The organism is Streptomyces sp. NPDC043176 (assembly GCF_056436715.1).
Map to the genome: position 1 here is coordinate 317,074 of NZ_JBWKCA010000001.1, position 13,906 is coordinate 330,979.

Annotated in this window: 11 protein-coding genes; 2 read left to right on the top strand and 9 right to left on the bottom strand. The window is 72.8% G+C overall.

The window, feature by feature from the left end; all coding sequences use genetic code 11:
* Positions 1-130 precede the first annotated feature (130 nt).
* Positions 131-985 carry a hypothetical protein gene (locus AC067A_RS01480; RefSeq protein WP_478612930.1) on the top strand — a complete coding sequence of 285 codons (855 nt, stop codon included), beginning with the start codon at positions 131-133 and terminating at the stop codon, positions 983-985.
* A gap of 204 nt (positions 986-1,189) precedes the next feature.
* Here AC067A_RS01480 and AC067A_RS01485 read toward each other — a convergent pair whose 3' ends face one another.
* The 7 genes from AC067A_RS01485 to AC067A_RS01515 all read right to left on the bottom strand — a co-directional run bounded on the left by AC067A_RS01485 (position 1,190) and on the right by AC067A_RS01515 (position 11,504).
* Positions 1,190-1,375, bottom strand: coding sequence for a DUF6104 family protein (locus tag AC067A_RS01485; protein ID WP_024761804.1), 186 nt, complete (start codon positions 1,373-1,375; stop codon positions 1,190-1,192).
* An 87-nt stretch (positions 1,376-1,462) separates the two neighbouring features.
* Positions 1,463-5,245 (bottom strand): multifunctional oxoglutarate decarboxylase/oxoglutarate dehydrogenase thiamine pyrophosphate-binding subunit/dihydrolipoyllysine-residue succinyltransferase subunit, encoded by a 3,783-nt coding sequence (locus tag AC067A_RS01490; protein ID WP_478612933.1) that lies wholly within the window; start codon positions 5,243-5,245, stop codon positions 1,463-1,465.
* Positions 5,246-5,576: 331 nt separating this feature from the next.
* Positions 5,577-6,629 carry a HAMP domain-containing sensor histidine kinase gene (locus AC067A_RS01495; protein WP_478613497.1) on the bottom strand — a complete coding sequence of 351 codons (1,053 nt, stop codon included), beginning with the start codon at positions 6,627-6,629 and terminating at the stop codon, positions 5,577-5,579.
* A gap of 65 nt (positions 6,630-6,694) precedes the next feature.
* Positions 6,695-7,432: a response regulator transcription factor gene (locus tag AC067A_RS01500; RefSeq protein ID WP_017236227.1), complete on the bottom strand. Its 738-nt coding sequence runs from the start codon at positions 7,430-7,432 to the stop codon at positions 6,695-6,697.
* An 85-nt stretch (positions 7,433-7,517) separates the two neighbouring features.
* The gene (locus tag AC067A_RS01505; RefSeq protein WP_478612937.1) at positions 7,518-8,186 is read right to left on the bottom strand and encodes a spermidine synthase family protein; all 669 of its coding nucleotides are present in this window, start codon (positions 8,184-8,186) and stop codon (positions 7,518-7,520) included.
* 138 nt (positions 8,187-8,324) lie between these two features.
* Complete coding sequence (gene surE / locus AC067A_RS01510; protein ID WP_478612940.1) at positions 8,325-9,395, bottom strand: 5'/3'-nucleotidase SurE; 1,071 nt, start codon at positions 9,393-9,395, stop codon at positions 8,325-8,327.
* A 327-nt stretch (positions 9,396-9,722) separates the two neighbouring features.
* Positions 9,723-11,504, bottom strand: coding sequence for a glycoside hydrolase family 3 protein (locus tag AC067A_RS01515; RefSeq protein ID WP_478612942.1), 1,782 nt, complete (start codon positions 11,502-11,504; stop codon positions 9,723-9,725).
* Positions 11,505-11,653: 149 nt separating this feature from the next.
* On the opposite strand from AC067A_RS01515, the gene AC067A_RS01520 reads away from it, so the two are divergent.
* Entirely contained in the window at positions 11,654-12,295 is a 642-nt protein-coding gene (locus AC067A_RS01520; protein ID WP_478612944.1) for a TetR/AcrR family transcriptional regulator, read from the top strand.
* Positions 12,296-12,328: 33 nt separating this feature from the next.
* Here AC067A_RS01520 and AC067A_RS01525 read toward each other — a convergent pair whose 3' ends face one another.
* Together AC067A_RS01525 and AC067A_RS01530 are read right to left on the bottom strand one after the other, a co-directional pair.
* Positions 12,329-12,910: a hypothetical protein gene (locus tag AC067A_RS01525; RefSeq protein ID WP_478612946.1), complete on the bottom strand. Its 582-nt coding sequence runs from the start codon at positions 12,908-12,910 to the stop codon at positions 12,329-12,331.
* Positions 12,911-13,213: 303 nt separating this feature from the next.
* Positions 13,214-13,852 carry a GNAT family N-acetyltransferase gene (locus AC067A_RS01530; protein ID WP_478612949.1) on the bottom strand — a complete coding sequence of 213 codons (639 nt, stop codon included), beginning with the start codon at positions 13,850-13,852 and terminating at the stop codon, positions 13,214-13,216.
* Between the last annotated feature and the right edge of the window lie 54 nt (positions 13,853-13,906).

The window sequence follows — 13,906 nt, forward strand, 5'->3', positions numbered from 1 at the left end:
GGCAACGCAACATATCGCGTCTCTCGATTGACACGATATATCGCGGCCTGGGGAAGTCAACCCTGACTCTCCCCTGACAGGGTCGGAGCAATTGCCTTCCTATACGGACAAATTGGCCTAGCGTAGGGGCATGAACGCGACATCCGGACCGAACCCCGTCGGGGCGCTGCTGCTCTGCCGCGCCGACCCACCGGCGGTCCGCCCGCCGGCCCGACTGCTCAGGGAACAGCTGCTCCTCGCCCCCGCGGGCACCGACTGGAGCGTGCTCGTCCCCGAGGGGAAACCGTGGCTGCACGGCGGGGAGCCGGTCGAGCAGGTCGTCACCGGCTGGGCCACCGCGCTCGCCGTCTCCGCCGCCACCTGGCCCGTCGTCGCCCTGTGGTGGGACCGCGAACGGGCCGGACTCACGCTCGCCGCCGGCTTCCGCCGCACCGTCGGCTACACCTGGCTCGCGGACGGCACCCCCGTCGGAGAGGACGAGGCCGTGCGCACCTTCGCCGCCCGGCTCGCCCTCGACCCCGTCCTGGACGTGCAGGCCCTGGAACCGCTCACCCGGCCCGACCCGGACGCCGACGCCCACGCCCGGCTGGTCGGCGTCGTCGCCGTCCTCGCCCGCGTCGGCCTCGCCCTGCCGACCGGCCTCACCCCCGGCGAGAACGCCGACCGGCTCCGCTCCGTCGCCCTGGCCCAGGACGCCGAGCAGCTCGAATGGCCCGGCGACAGCGGCTCCCCCGCCCTGACGAAGCTCCGGGCCCGGGGCGGCGACGCCGTGCGCGCCGAACTCGACGCGGTGGCCGAGGGCCCCCTCCGCCCGTACCTGCGCGGCCCGAAGGCACGGGCCCTGAGCGCGGTGCAGCTCGCCGCGGGCGCGCCGCTGCTCGTCTGGGGCGTCGGCCGGCGCTCCGGCGGCTGGGCGACGGCAGGAGCGCTGCTCGTCGCGTACGGCGTGCTCGGGCTCGCCCGCGACCGGTCGGGGAAGTGCTGAGCACACGACCGCCGCGGGGACGTCGAGCCGACGACCGGCTGGGGGTGCTGAGCTGAGCCCACGACCGGCCCGGGGCGTCGAGCCGACGACCGGCCGCGGTGGCGTCGAGCCGACGACCGGCCGCGGTGGCACCGAGCCGACGACCGGCGGCGGTGGGCCTGTGACCGGCCGCGGGAGCGCCGGCTTCGCCGCCCGGTGTGCTTCCTACTCGTCGTCGTCCTCGTCGTCGTCCAGGCGGGCCAGCCAGGTCGCGAGGCGCTCGACCGGCACCTCGAAGTCGGGGTTCAGGTCGACGAAGGTCCGCAGCTGCTCGGCGAGCCACTCGAAGGTGACCTCCTCCTCGCCGCGCCGCTTCTCCAGTTCCTCGATGCCACGGTCGGTGAAGTACATGCGATCAGGATAGGCCGGGGACGCCGGAGGCCCGGCACCCCCCAGGGGATGCCGGGCCTCCGGCCGCACGTGGTGCGGAAAGGTCGGTCAGGCCTCGAAGACCTCGTTGACCAGCTGCTGCTGCTCCGCCTGGTGGCGCTTGGCCGAGCCGACCGCCGGGGAGGAGGAGTGCGGACGCGAGATCCGGCGCAGGCGCTCGCCCGCGGGGATGTCCGCACCGACCGCCAGGTCCAGGTGGTCGATCAGGTTCAGCGCGATGAACGGCCACGCACCCTGGTTCGCCGGCTCCTCCTGCGCCCAGATGTACTTCGCGGCGTTCGGGTACTTGGCGATCTCGGCCTGGAGCTCGGCACCCGGCAGCGGGTACAGGCGCTCCAGACGGATGATCGCGGTCTCCGTGTCACCGCGCTTCTGACGCTCGGCCTCCAGGTCGTAGTAGACCTTGCCGGCGCAGAAGACGACCTTGCGGACGCCGGCCGGGTCGACCGTCGCGTCGCCGATGACCGGGCGGAAGCCGCCGGTGGTGAACTCCTCCACCTTGGACGCCGCGGCCTTCAGACGCAGCATCGACTTCGGGGTGAAGACGATGAGCGGCTTGTGGTGCGGGTTGTGGACCTGCCAGCGCAGCAGGTGGAAGTAGTTCGACGGCAGCGTCGGCATGGCGACCGTCATGTTGTCCTGGGCGCACATCTGGAGGAAGCGCTCCGGGCGCGCGGACGAGTGGTCCGGGCCCTGGCCCTCGTAGCCGTGCGGCAGGAGCAGCGTGACGCCGGAGGTCTGGCCCCACTTCTGCTCGGCCGAGGAGATGAACTCGTCGACGACGGTCTGCGCGCCGTTGACGAAGTCACCGAACTGGGCCTCCCAGATGACCAGGGCGTCCGGGCGCTCCAGGGAGTAGCCGTACTCGAAGCCCATCGCCGCGTACTCGCTGAGCAGCGAGTCGTAGACGTTGTAGTGGGCCTGCTCCTCGGTCAGGTAGAGCAGCGGGGTGTAGTCCTCGCCGGTCTCCTGGTCCACCAGGACCGCGTGGCGCTGACCGAAGGTGCCGCGGCGGGAGTCCTGGCCGGAGAGCCGGACCGGGGTGCCCTCCATCAGCAGGGAGCCGATGGCGAGGGTCTCGCCGAAGCCCCAGTCGATGGTGCCGTCGTCGATGGAGGCGGCACGGCGCTGCATCTGCGGCAGCAGACGCGGGTGGACCGTGATCCGCTCCGGGACGCTGACCTGCGACTCGGCGATCCGCTTCACGACCTCCTGGGAGACCGCGGTGGTGACGGAGACCGGGAACTCGGCCTTGGCGTCCGGCACGGTCGCCGACGCCGGGGCGTTGGTGGCCTCGCGGACCTCCGCGAACACCTTCTCCAGCTGGCCCTGGAAGTCCTGGAGCGCCTGCTCCGCCTCTTCGAGGGTGATGTCGCCGCGACCGATGAGCGACTCGGTGTACAGCTTGCGCACCGAACGCTTCTTGTCGATCAGGTTGTACATCTGCGGGTTGGTGAACTGCGGGTTGTCGCCCTCGTTGTGACCGCGGCGGCGGTAGCAGATGAGGTCGATCACGACGTCCTTGTTGAACGTCTGGCGGAACTCGAAGGCGAGCCGCGCGACGCGGACCACGGCCTCCGGGTCGTCGCCGTTCACGTGGAAGATCGGCGCCTCGATCATGCGGGCCACGTCGGTCGCGTACATCGAGGAACGCGAGGACTCCGGGGCGGCGGTGAAGCCGACCTGGTTGTTGATGACGATGTGGACCGTGCCGCCGGTGCGGTAGCCGCGCAGCTGAGACATGTTCAGCGTCTCGGCGACGACGCCCTGGCCGGCGAAGGCCGCGTCACCGTGCAGGGCGACGGGCAGGACGGTGAAGTCCGTGCCGCCCTTGTTGATGACGTCCTGCTTGGCGCGGACGATGCCTTCCAGGACCGGGTCGACCGCCTCCAGGTGGGAGGGGTTGGCGGCCAGGGAGACCTTGATCTCCTCGCCGTCGAGACCGACGAAGGTGCCCTCGGCGCCCAGGTGGTACTTGACGTCGCCGGAGCCGTGCATCGACTTCGGGTCGAGGTTGCCCTCGAACTCGCGGAAGATCTGCGCGTACGACTTGCCGACGATGTTCGCGAGGACGTTCAGGCGGCCGCGGTGGGCCATGCCGATGACGACCTCGTCGAGGCGCGACTCGGCGGCCGAGTCGATGACCGCGTCGAGCAGCGGGATGACGGACTCGCCGCCCTCCAGGGAGAAGCGCTTCTGGCCGACGTACTTGGTCTGCAGGAAGGTCTCGAAGGCCTCCGCCGCGTTCAGCCGGCGCAGGATCCGCAGCTGCTCCTCGCGCTCCACGCGGGAGTGCGGGCGCTCGACGCGGTCCTGGATCCACTTGCGCTGCTTCGGGTCCTGGATGTGCATGAACTCGACGCCGGTGGTGCGGCAGTACGAGTCGCGCAGCACGCCGAGGATGTCGCGGAGCTTCATCATCGACTTGCCGGCGAAGCCGCCGACCGCGAACTCGCGCTCCAGGTCCCACAGGGTGAGGCCGTGCTCGGTGATGTCCAGGTCGGGGTGCTTGCGCTGCTTGTACTCCAGCGGGTCGGTGTCGGCCATGACGTGGCCGCGGACCCGGTAGGAGTGGATCAGCTCGAAGACCCGCGCGGCCTTGGTGACGTCGTCGTCGTGCGACGCGTCGATGTCCTTGAGCCAGCGGACCGGCTCGTAGGGGATGCGCAGGGCCTTGAAGATGTCGTCGTAGAACCCCTCCTCGCCGAGGAGGTAGTTGGCGACGACGCGCAGGAACTCGCCGGAGGCGGCACCCTGGATGACCCGGTGGTCGTACGTCGAGGTCAGGGTCATGACCTTGGAGATGCCCAGCTTGTTCAGGGTGTCCTGGGAGGTGCCCTGGAACTCGGCCGGGTAGTCCATCGAGCCGACGCCCATGATGACCGACTGTCCGGGCATCAGACGCGGCACGGAGTGGACGGTGCCGAGGCCGCCGGGGTTGGTCAGCGAGACCGTGACGCCGGTGAAGTCCTCCATCGTCAGCTTGCCCACGCGGGCCCGCTTGACGATGTCCTCGTACGCCTGCCAGAACTCGAAGAAGTTGAGCGTCTCGGCCTTCTTGATGCCCGCGACGACGAGCTGGCGGTCGCCGTTCGGCTTCACCAGGTCGATCGCGAGACCGAAGTTCACGTGCTCCGGCTTGACCAGGGTCGGCTTGCCGTCCTTCTCCGCGAAGGAGTAGTTCATCGACGGCATGGCCTTGATCGCCTGCACCATCGCGTAGCCGATCAGGTGCGTGAAGGAGATCTTCCCGCCCCGGGCGCGCTTCAGGTGGTTGTTGATCACGATCCGGTTGTCGAAGAGCAGCTTCACCGGGACGGCGCGGACGGAGGTGGCCGTCGGCACATCGAGGGAGGCGTTCATGTTCTTCGCGACCGCGGCGGCGGGGCCGCGCAGCGTGATCAGCTCGGGACCGGCGGGGGCCTCCGCGGCGGGAGCGGCCTTGACCGGCGCCGGAGCGGCGGCGGCGGGCTTCGCGACGGCCGGCGCGGGGGCCGCGGCCGGCTTGGCCGGGGCCGGGGCGGGAGCCGGGGCGGGAACGACCGCGGGGGCCGAAGGCGCGGCCTGTGCGGGGCCCGCCTGCGACGCGGCGGGGACGCCCTGGGTGGACTGCGTGGTGGTGGCCGGGGCGGCCGGGGTCTCCGATGCTCCGGGCTTGTAGTCGGCGAAGAAGTCCCACCAGGCACGATCGACCGAATTCGGGTCCTGGAGGTACTGCTGGTAGATCTCGTCGACGAGCCACTCGTTGGCACCGAAGGCGGCGGCGGGGCTCACGCCCGTCCCGTCTTGGTCGGCCGGGGAGCTCGGGGTACTGGGGGACTGAGACGACACGGCGGCAACCGCCCTCTTCCGCTTCGCAAGGTGATGGACAGCGGAAATAAAGGCTACGCCTGTCCGGCCGAGAGGTGCAGGCCGGGCACTCCAACGTCGCGCAAGTCACACTTGACGGGGTGTTTCGGGGCCGTGAATGGCGGGAAACAACCGTGGTTCCGTCGGTGTGAGGGTACGGGAAAGCGCGGGCACGGCCCCCTTGGGCCGCATCCCTGATCGTGTCCCGCTCAGGTGCACGCAGGTGCCGATCACGGAGGCGCAGTTCCGCTCACGTCATCGCAGGTCCTGCTCACGTACACGCAGAACGTGCGCTTCCGGTTCGAACCCTACGTCAATCTCTCGAGCGAAGGCTGCCCGGAAGAGTGACTCTGATGCGGCAGCCGCGTGACGATTCGGCCACGCCGATCCCGCCGCCGTGCAGATCCACCGCCCAGCGGGCGATCGCCAGGCCGAGCCCCGTGCCGCCGTCGCTGCCCGGACCGGGCCGGTGCGGCGCCGAGCCGCGGTTGAACCGCTCGAAGACCTTGTGCCGCTCCGACTCGGGGATGCCGGGGCCCTCGTCCTCGACCTCCAGCTCCAGCGAGTCCGGATACGGCCCGCGCCGGGCCCGCACCGTGACGCGGCCGTGCGGCGGCGAGTGCTTCACCGCGTTGTCGATCAGGTTCGCCATCACCTGGTGCAGCCGCTCCGCGTCCGCGTGCGCGACCAGCTCGGGCGGCGACACGTCCAGGTGCAGGTGTACGTCCGTCCGGTTGTGCAGGCCCGAGGTGGAGGACAGGCCGCGCTGGGAGGCGGCGAGGTTCGCCTCGCGCAGCACCCCCGACAGATACGGCCAGACCTCGAAGCGGCTCGCCCGCAGCGCCACGACACCGTTGTCGAGGCGTGACAGGTCGAGCAGCGTCTCCACGAGCCGGCCGAGCCGCTCGGTCTGCTTCAGGGCCGACCGCATGGTCTCCGGATCGGCCTCGGAGACCCCGTCCACGACGTTCTCCAGGACCGCCCGGAGCGCGGCGATCGGGGTGCGGAGCTCGTGCGAGACGTTGGCCACCAGCTCCTTGCGGTGCCGGTCGACCGCCTCCAGGTCGTCCGCCATGCGGTTGATGGTCGACGCCAGGTCGCCCAGCTCGTCCCGCCGGTCCGCGCCCCGCACCCGACGGCTGAAGTCGCCGCGCGAGATCGCCCCCGCGACCGTCGTCATCTCGTCGAGCGGGGCCGTCAGGGACTGTGCCACGAACTGGGTGATCAGCAGGGTCGCGATCATCGCGAAGACCGTGATGTACCGGAACTCCGTGGACGTCCGGATCGCCACCAGGGCGAGGGCGGAGGTCAGCAGGACCGCCCCGACGACCAGGGCGCCCAGCTTCGTCTTGATCGAGATCACGATCCGGCGGGGACGTCGCGGCCGGTGGGGTCCCTGCCCCCCGTACGGCCTCCCCGGCACCGGCCGGCTCACGGCGCCGGGGTCTCCAGCGCGTACCCCACGCCGTGGACCGTGCGGATCCGCTCGGCCCCGATCTTCCGGCGCAGCGCCTTGATGTGGCTGTCCACGGTCCGGGTGCCCGACGCGTCCGCCCAGTCCCACACCTCGGCGAGGAGCTGCTCGCGGGAGAGCACCGCACGCGGGGTGCCCGCCAGGCAGACGAGCAGGTCGAACTCGGTCGGGGTCAGGTGCACGTCCTCCGCGCGCACCCGGACCCGGCGCTGCGCGTGGTCGATCTCCAGCTCGCCCAGGCGCAGGATCCCGCTGCGCGGGGTGACCGCCGCCAGCGCGGCCCGCTCCACCCGGCGCAGCAGCACGTGCACCCGGGCGGCCAGCTCGCGCATCGAGAACGGCTTGGTCATGTAGTCGTCCGCGCCGACGCCGAGCCCGACCAGCATGTCGGTCTCGTCGTCGCGGGCGGTCAGCATGAGGACCGGGACGGGGCGCTGGGCCTGGACCCGGCGGCACACCTCCAGGCCGTCGAAGCCGGGCAGCATCACGTCGAGGACCATCAGGTCCGGCTGCCAGGCCTCGGCCGCGTCGACGGCCGCCGGGCCGTCCGTCGCGGTCTGCACGAGGAAGCCCTCGGCGCGCAGCCGCGCGGAGATGGCCTCGACGATCGTGGCGTCGTCCTCGACCACCAGGACGCGCCGCTGGGCCCCCGGAGTGGCCGCCGCACCGTGGTGAGTGGTGTGTGTCTGCTCCATTGCCCCGCCTCGCGTCGCCGATGTCGGTGCAGCAGCCTAGAGGTACCGGCGGCGTCCCGGCTATCCAGGAGCGGTCCTGGCGCGATCAGGGGCGTACGGCGAGGTGGACCGCGTCGGGGACGCCCCGGGCAACGGGGACCTCTTCGGTCCGTACCCCGCTGAATCCGGCATTCCGCAACGACTCCTCGAAATCCGCGGAGGGTCGTGCGGACCATACGGCGAGGACACCGCCCGGGTTCAGGCGGGCCGCGCAGGCGGCCAACCCCTCGGCCGCGTACAGCGATTCGTTGTCCTCGGTGACGGTCCAGTCGGGGCCGTTGTCGATGTCGAGGCAGAGGGCGTCGTAGGTGTCGGGGGAAGTGCGGAGATAGTCCATCAAGTCCGTGTGCAGGATCACCGTCCGCGGATCGGCGAGCGCGGCCCCGGAGATGGCGGCGAGCGGGCCGTGGCGGTGCCAGTCGATGATCGCGTCCTCACGCTCGGCGACGACGATCCGGGCCCAGCGGGGGTCGGCGGCGGCGTGGGCGAGCGAGAAGCCGACGCCGAGACCGCCGACGAGGACGGCGGCGCCGGTGCGCGACTCGGCGGGGAGGGCGGCCTGGGCCGCGTCGATCAGGAGGCGCTCGGAACGCCCGTCGGAGGTGTCCATGAGGAAGGTGCCGTTGGCGATGATCTCGAAGTGCTCGGCGCGGCGGCGCAGCACGACCTCTCCGTACGGTCCTTCGCGGCGGTCGAGGGTCAAGGGGGAGGACATCGTCGTTCTATCCGCTCTCGTCTCGGCAGTCGGTCCCGGCCATCCTCGCGGGGCGGGACGGCCGGGACAAACACGTTTCGCGGTCGGGACGTCACGGAGCGGACACGCGCCCGCGTGGAGGGCGGCGCACCGCCGGTGTCAGGGGCGCGGGGCGTCGTGCTTCACGAAGTGCTCGATCCGGTCCAGCTCGCGGCGGGCGTCGACCGGGGTGCCGTACGTGCGGTCCCAGGTGATCGGGGCGATGGTGACGTGGCCCTTGTCGAGCAGCCAGGTGGAGTCGGCGTCGGCACGGCCCTCGGCGCACTCGCCCTCGCCGCCGCCGTCCACCGGGCAGAGACCGAGGGCGATGTCGAAGGAGTCGCCGTCCCCGCGCTGCTCGAAGGCGTGGTAGACGACCGCGCCGTCGCCGACGCGCGTCCACACCGGGGCCTGGGCCGGCACTCCGGCGCTGACGTCGGGGTAGTCGACCTTCAGGGCGAACTTCGGGGTCAGCAGGCCGCGCTGCCTCAGTCCGGCGACGAGCCGGGCGCCGAACTCGGCGTGCGCCCGGTAGTTGACGCGGGGGAAGTTCAGCCGGCTCTCGTCGCCGGAGGAGGAGAAGGCCAGGGCCGGGACGCCCTGGTCGACGGCGGCGACGGCCGCGCCGACCGTGCCGGAGTCGTTGACGCTTGCGGAGACGTTGGGGCCGGAGTTGATGCCGGTGAGGACGAGGTCGGGGGCCTCGGTCCAGCCGGCCCTGGCTCTGAGTCCGGCGCGGAGGGCGAGCTTGACGGTGTCGGCGGGAGTGGCGGACGGGGAGTCCTTGGTGCAGGGGCCGGCGGACAGGCAGACGCCGTAGACGGCGCCGGCGGAGGGCGCCTGGGAGCAGTCGTTCTCGTATCCGGCGGGCAGGGTGGTGCGGCGCTGGGCGGTGAGGACCCCGCCGTTGGTGACGGCGGTGCCCTTGCCGGACTGGACCTGCCAGGGGGCCATGACGACGACGTCCGCTCCGGCGGCGCACATCGCGCGGCGGAGCTCGTACAGGCCGAGGCCGTCGGAGTTGCTCGCCTTGGCGGCCTGCATCGAGTCGTCGTTGGAGATCAGGATCCGCATCCCGGCGAGCGGGCGGGCGGGTCCGGACCCGGCGGTGTCCGCGGTCGTGGCGTAGGCGGTGGCGCCGGCTCCGGCGAGTACGGCAACGGCCGCGGACAGGGCGAGGTGGGTGCGCATGGAGAACCCTTCAGGTGCATGACATGCGGGCGGGGGAAAGGGATCCGGGGCCCGGCCCCCCACGGGAGGGCCCCGGATCGTGCGCGGGGTCGTTCAGGTACCCCGCGGTCTGGGGGTGCGTGGACCGGAGGCGCTCGGGCACGCCGGCCGGGAGCCGGGTGCCTGCCGCTCGGCCGTGCGGCGGGGCTCTGGCCGTGCGGCGGGGCTCTGGCCGGGGGAGCCGGGGCACGCCGGGCACCCGGGGTCAGGCCCGAGGGGCAGCCCCAGGGTCAGGCCCGAGCGGTGGGGCGGTGGCTACGGGGCCGGGCCTTAAGGGGTGGGCGCCGCCTACCGGGTCGGGCCCGGGCGGTGGGGCGGCGGGAGTTGCAGGGTCAGGCCGTGGCCGTGCGGGAAGACCGGATCCGCCGTGTCGTTGGGGACGTCGGGCCGGGAGGCCTCCACGGCGGCCATCGAGCGCGGCAGCTCGAAGGGGAGCCGTCCCTCGGCCGTGGCGCGGCCGAAGGCGACGTCGAGCAGGGCGTCGTCGCTCGCCCCGTAGTCGGCGATCAGCGCCGCCGCCCGCTCGGCGATCTCCGGCAGGACGGCCGGCCGCTCCAGGTTGACGCAGACCACCGTGGGCACGGCGGCCAGCAGCCCGAGGATCCGGGCCAGCTCCCCGTCCGGGAAGGCGAGGGATCCGGAGTGGAAGAAGGACTCGAAGAGGGTGGGCCGCTCCTCGTACGGCGTGCGCAGCCGCAGCACCGCCAGGTCGGCCGCGGCCGGGTCGGCGACGACCTCGCCGTACGCCGCCGCGACCGCCGGGTCGACGTTCTCCACGTACAGCCTCGGCCGCCCCGTCAGGGGGAGCGGGCCGTCGGTGAGGACGGTGAGGGACCGGCGCTGGGCGGCGGCGCCCGCTGCCGTGAAGTCGGCGCGGCCCACCGTCTCGGCGGCCTCGTCGGGGTCGACGTACCGCCGCTCGTCGAAGAGCCCGAGCAGGAACTTCTCGCGCAGCAGGCGGCGTACGGAGTCGTCGACCCGCGCCTCGGGGACGCGGCCCGTCGCCATCAGCTCCACGATCACCTCGGGGCACTGCTCGCCGCCGAACTGGTCGACGCCCGCGTCGATGGCCTTGGCCGCCCGCTCCGCGACGCTCAGGTGCTCGACGCCCCAGGCCCGCGCCTCGTGCGTCTCGCCGAGGACGGCGGCATCGGTGAGCAGCCCCCAGTCGGTGCAGACGACGCCGGTGAAGCCGAGCTCCTCGCGGAGCAGACCGGTGACGACGCCCTTGTTGAAGCCGAAGCCGACCTCCTCCCAGTCGGTGCCGACGGGCTGCCCGTAGTACGGCATCATCTGCGAGCAGCCGGCGGTGATCGCGGCCCTGAACGGCTCCAGGTGCAGCTCGCGCAGGCCGCCCGGGTAGACCTGCTCCTTGCCGTGCGGGAAGTGCGGGTCCTCGCCGTCCTTCTGCGGGCCGCCGCCGGGGAAGTGCTTGACCATCGCGGCCACCGACTCGGTGCCCAGGAGGTCGCCCTGGAGGCCGCGGACGTACGCCTCCACCAGTTCGGCACTCAGCTGCGCGTCCGATCCGAAGGTGCCGGACTGGCGGGACCAGCGCGGTTCGGTCGCGAGGTCGATCTGCGGGTGGAGGGCGGTGCGGAAGCCGACGGAGAGGTACTCGCGGCGGACGGTGTCGGCGAAGCGGAAGACCAGCTCCGGGTCGCCGACGGCGGCGAGGCCCAGCGCCTCGGGCCAGGCGGAGAAGGCGCCGGAGCCGAAAGAGGCGCCGACGTGGTCGGTGAAGGCGTGCCGCGGGTCCGTCGAGAGCGAGACGGGGATGCCGAGCCGGGTGTCCGCGGCCATCTCCTGGATCGCGTTGTGCCAGCGGGCCGTCTCGCGGGCGCCGTGGGTGCCGAGCAGGTTGAAGTGGGTGAGCCCCCGGCCCGCGATGAGCTCGGGCGTGGTGAAGGGCGCCGTCCGGCCGTCCGTGGCGGTCACCGGGGTGCCGTCGGGATTCATCGTGAGCATCGAGTGGAAGAGCTGCCCGGCCTTCTCCTCCGGCGTCATGCGGGAGAGGAGGTCCTCCACGCGTTCGTCGACGGGGCGGGCGGGGTCCTGGTACGGGTGCATGTCAGGGCTCCGGGGTGTGGCCGGGAAGAGCGGTGCCTCCCCTGGACGCCCTCAGGCTAGGCGCGAAAACCGAGTGACCACTAGGTTTCTGGAATGTGTCCTGGATCACGCGACAAAAGCCCTGTTCCGGGCCGGTCTAAGGTGGGCGCATGCCGGAGAACACGGGCCGAGCGCCCCGCAAGAGCGCAGGCCGGGGCAGTTACGCGGTCGGCGACGCGCGCCGCCGGAAGATCCTCGACACCGCGGTCGACCACTTCGGCCGGTGGGGCTTCCACGCCTCCTCCCTCGCCCGGATCGCCCACGACTGCGGCATCACCCAGGGCGGGCTGCTGCACCATTTCCGCAGCAAGGAGGACCTGCTCCTCTCGGTCCTCGCGCAGAGCGAACAGCACGACGTGGAGCGGCTGTTCGGTGACGAGCCCGTGTCGTACGCGGCCTACCTCGACACCCTCGTCGCCCTGATCGAGGAGAACACCCGGCGTCCCGGCATCGTCCGCATGTTCAACGTCCTGGTGGGCGAGTCCGGCAACGTCGGCCACCCCGCCCACCAGTACTTCAAGGAGCGCTACGCGCGCGTGCTCCGGCACACCGTCGACCTCCTGGAGGCCGCCGTCCGCCGCGGTGAACTCCGCTCCGGCCTCGACTGCCTCGCCGTCGCCCAGGAGCACCTCGCCGTCATGGACGGCCTCCAGATCCAGTGGGCCCTCGACCCGTCCTCGATGGACATGCCCGCCCGCGTCGACGCCTACCTCCGCCGCCGGTACGCGGAGATCGCCGCGCCCACGGGCTGACGGGGCCCCGGGCCCGCACGCCGAGGCCGGTGGTCACGGGCTCGTCGGGGGGCCGCCTTCCGGGAGTGCGGCGAAGACGCGCCGGAGGGCGGGCGGGCGTTCCCCGTCGTCCGCGACCACGAGGTGGTGGCGGTGGGTGACGTAGTACTGGAAGCCGTCGGGGATCGGGTCACCGGTGGGGCGGTTCGGGACCCGCGCGTAGGCCGGGTCCTCCAGGGCGGCGCGGAGCTCGGCGGCTTCCGCGGGCGTCTGGCGGCCGGTGCGGGGCGGCTTGCTGCCGGAGTCGACGGTCCAGGTGCCGTCGTAGTGGACGACGAGCCGGTTGCGGACCCCGGCGAGGCCGCCGTTGACGACGACCTCGACGAGGACCTCGCCGGGGCGCGGCTCCGCGGACGGTGTCACCGGCGCCGTGGTCGCGGTGGTGGCCGGGGAGTCCGTCGGCGGGGTGGTGGGCGCGGTCGTGGTGGTGGCCGGCGTCGTGGGTGCGGTCGTGCCGGAGGCCGGGCCGCCGGGGGCCGGTGGGGCCTCGGCCCCGCAGCCGCTCGCTCCGCCGGCGGTCAGGGCCGCCGCGAGCAGCAGGGTCCCGCACCATTTTCTCCGTACGCCTCGCGCCATGGATCGAGCATGCCTCGTGTGGGGTGCCCCGCGCAGCCGGACGGGCGGGTTGGTGGGATGCGGTCCCGTTCGTGCGGGGTCGCGTCGGGCGCGGGGCCGGGCGGTCGGGCGGGGTCCGTGGGCGCGGGGCGGGTGCGGGGCGGAGGCGCCGCCTGGGGGGCCGTCCCGTGTGTCCACCCGTCCCGCCCCGGCGGAACGATTTGCCCGCACGGGGGCGGGAGCCCATGCGGGGGCGGGAGCGCGGTCGGGCGCGGTTCCGGGCGCGCCGGGTCGGGGGCCGGGGTCGGGCCGACCGGGGTGGGATCAGGGTTCGTCCCGGACGATGCCGGTGAGGGGGCCCCGGTAGCGCCAGTCGAGGGAGTCGTAGAGGGCGAGGCCGTCGGTGGTGGCGGCGAGGATGCCGGTCCCGGCGCCGGCCTGGGCGGCGGCGGCCTCCAGGGTGCGCATGACGTTGGAGCCGAGGCCGCGGCGGCGGTGGGCGGGGTCGGTCTCGATCTGGTCGGCGACGGCGGTGGAGCCGGTCGGGGCGATCTGGCCGCGGGCGGCGAGGGTGCCGTCCTGGGCGAGGATCCGGACCCGGATGACGCCGTCGCGGGTCTCGGTGGTCCGGGCGTACCCCTCCGGGGGCGCGGGCCGGGCGGCCGGGTCCAGCGGCTTGACCATCATGAAGCCGGGATCGTCGGGGACCGTCCACCCCTCGGTGATCCACGGGGCCACCTCCTCGGGGGCGGCCATCACCTTGAGCCAGCTGTACGGGGCGGTGAGCCGGGCGCAGAGCGCGCCGACGGAGGCGGCGTCGGGGGCGGGCAGGACGTGCCGTACGACGTGGCGGGGCAGGCCGACCTCGATGCGGTGGCCCCAGGGCTCGGGGACGGCGGCGGGGGTGCCGCGGGAGACGGTCCAGCCCGCCACCCAGGCCGATGTAATGGCTGCTATATCCATGGAGGCATTACATCCCGCGCCACGCGCTCGCGGGAGGGTGATCGCTCAGAGCGA

Excerpts from the sequence above, each read along its gene's own strand:
- AC067A_RS01480 (WP_478612930.1), top strand. The coding sequence starts at position 131 with ATGAACGCGACATCCGGACCGAACCCCGTCGGGGCGCTGCTGCTCTGC.
- AC067A_RS01485 (WP_024761804.1), bottom strand. The coding sequence starts at position 1,375 with ATGTACTTCACCGACCGTGGCATCGAGGAACTGGAGAAGCGGCGCGGC.
- AC067A_RS01500 (WP_017236227.1), bottom strand. The coding sequence starts at position 7,432 with ATGGAGCAGACACACACCACTCACCACGGTGCGGCGGCCACTCCGGGG.
- AC067A_RS01505 (WP_478612937.1), bottom strand. The coding sequence starts at position 8,186 with ATGTCCTCCCCCTTGACCCTCGACCGCCGCGAAGGACCGTACGGAGAG.
- surE (WP_478612940.1), bottom strand. The coding sequence starts at position 9,395 with ATGCGCACCCACCTCGCCCTGTCCGCGGCCGTTGCCGTACTCGCCGGA.
- AC067A_RS01515 (WP_478612942.1), bottom strand. The coding sequence starts at position 11,504 with ATGCACCCGTACCAGGACCCCGCCCGCCCCGTCGACGAACGCGTGGAG.
- AC067A_RS01520 (WP_478612944.1), top strand. The coding sequence starts at position 11,654 with ATGCCGGAGAACACGGGCCGAGCGCCCCGCAAGAGCGCAGGCCGGGGC.
- AC067A_RS01525 (WP_478612946.1), bottom strand. The coding sequence starts at position 12,910 with ATGGCGCGAGGCGTACGGAGAAAATGGTGCGGGACCCTGCTGCTCGCG.
- AC067A_RS01530 (WP_478612949.1), bottom strand. The coding sequence starts at position 13,852 with ATGGATATAGCAGCCATTACATCGGCCTGGGTGGCGGGCTGGACCGTC.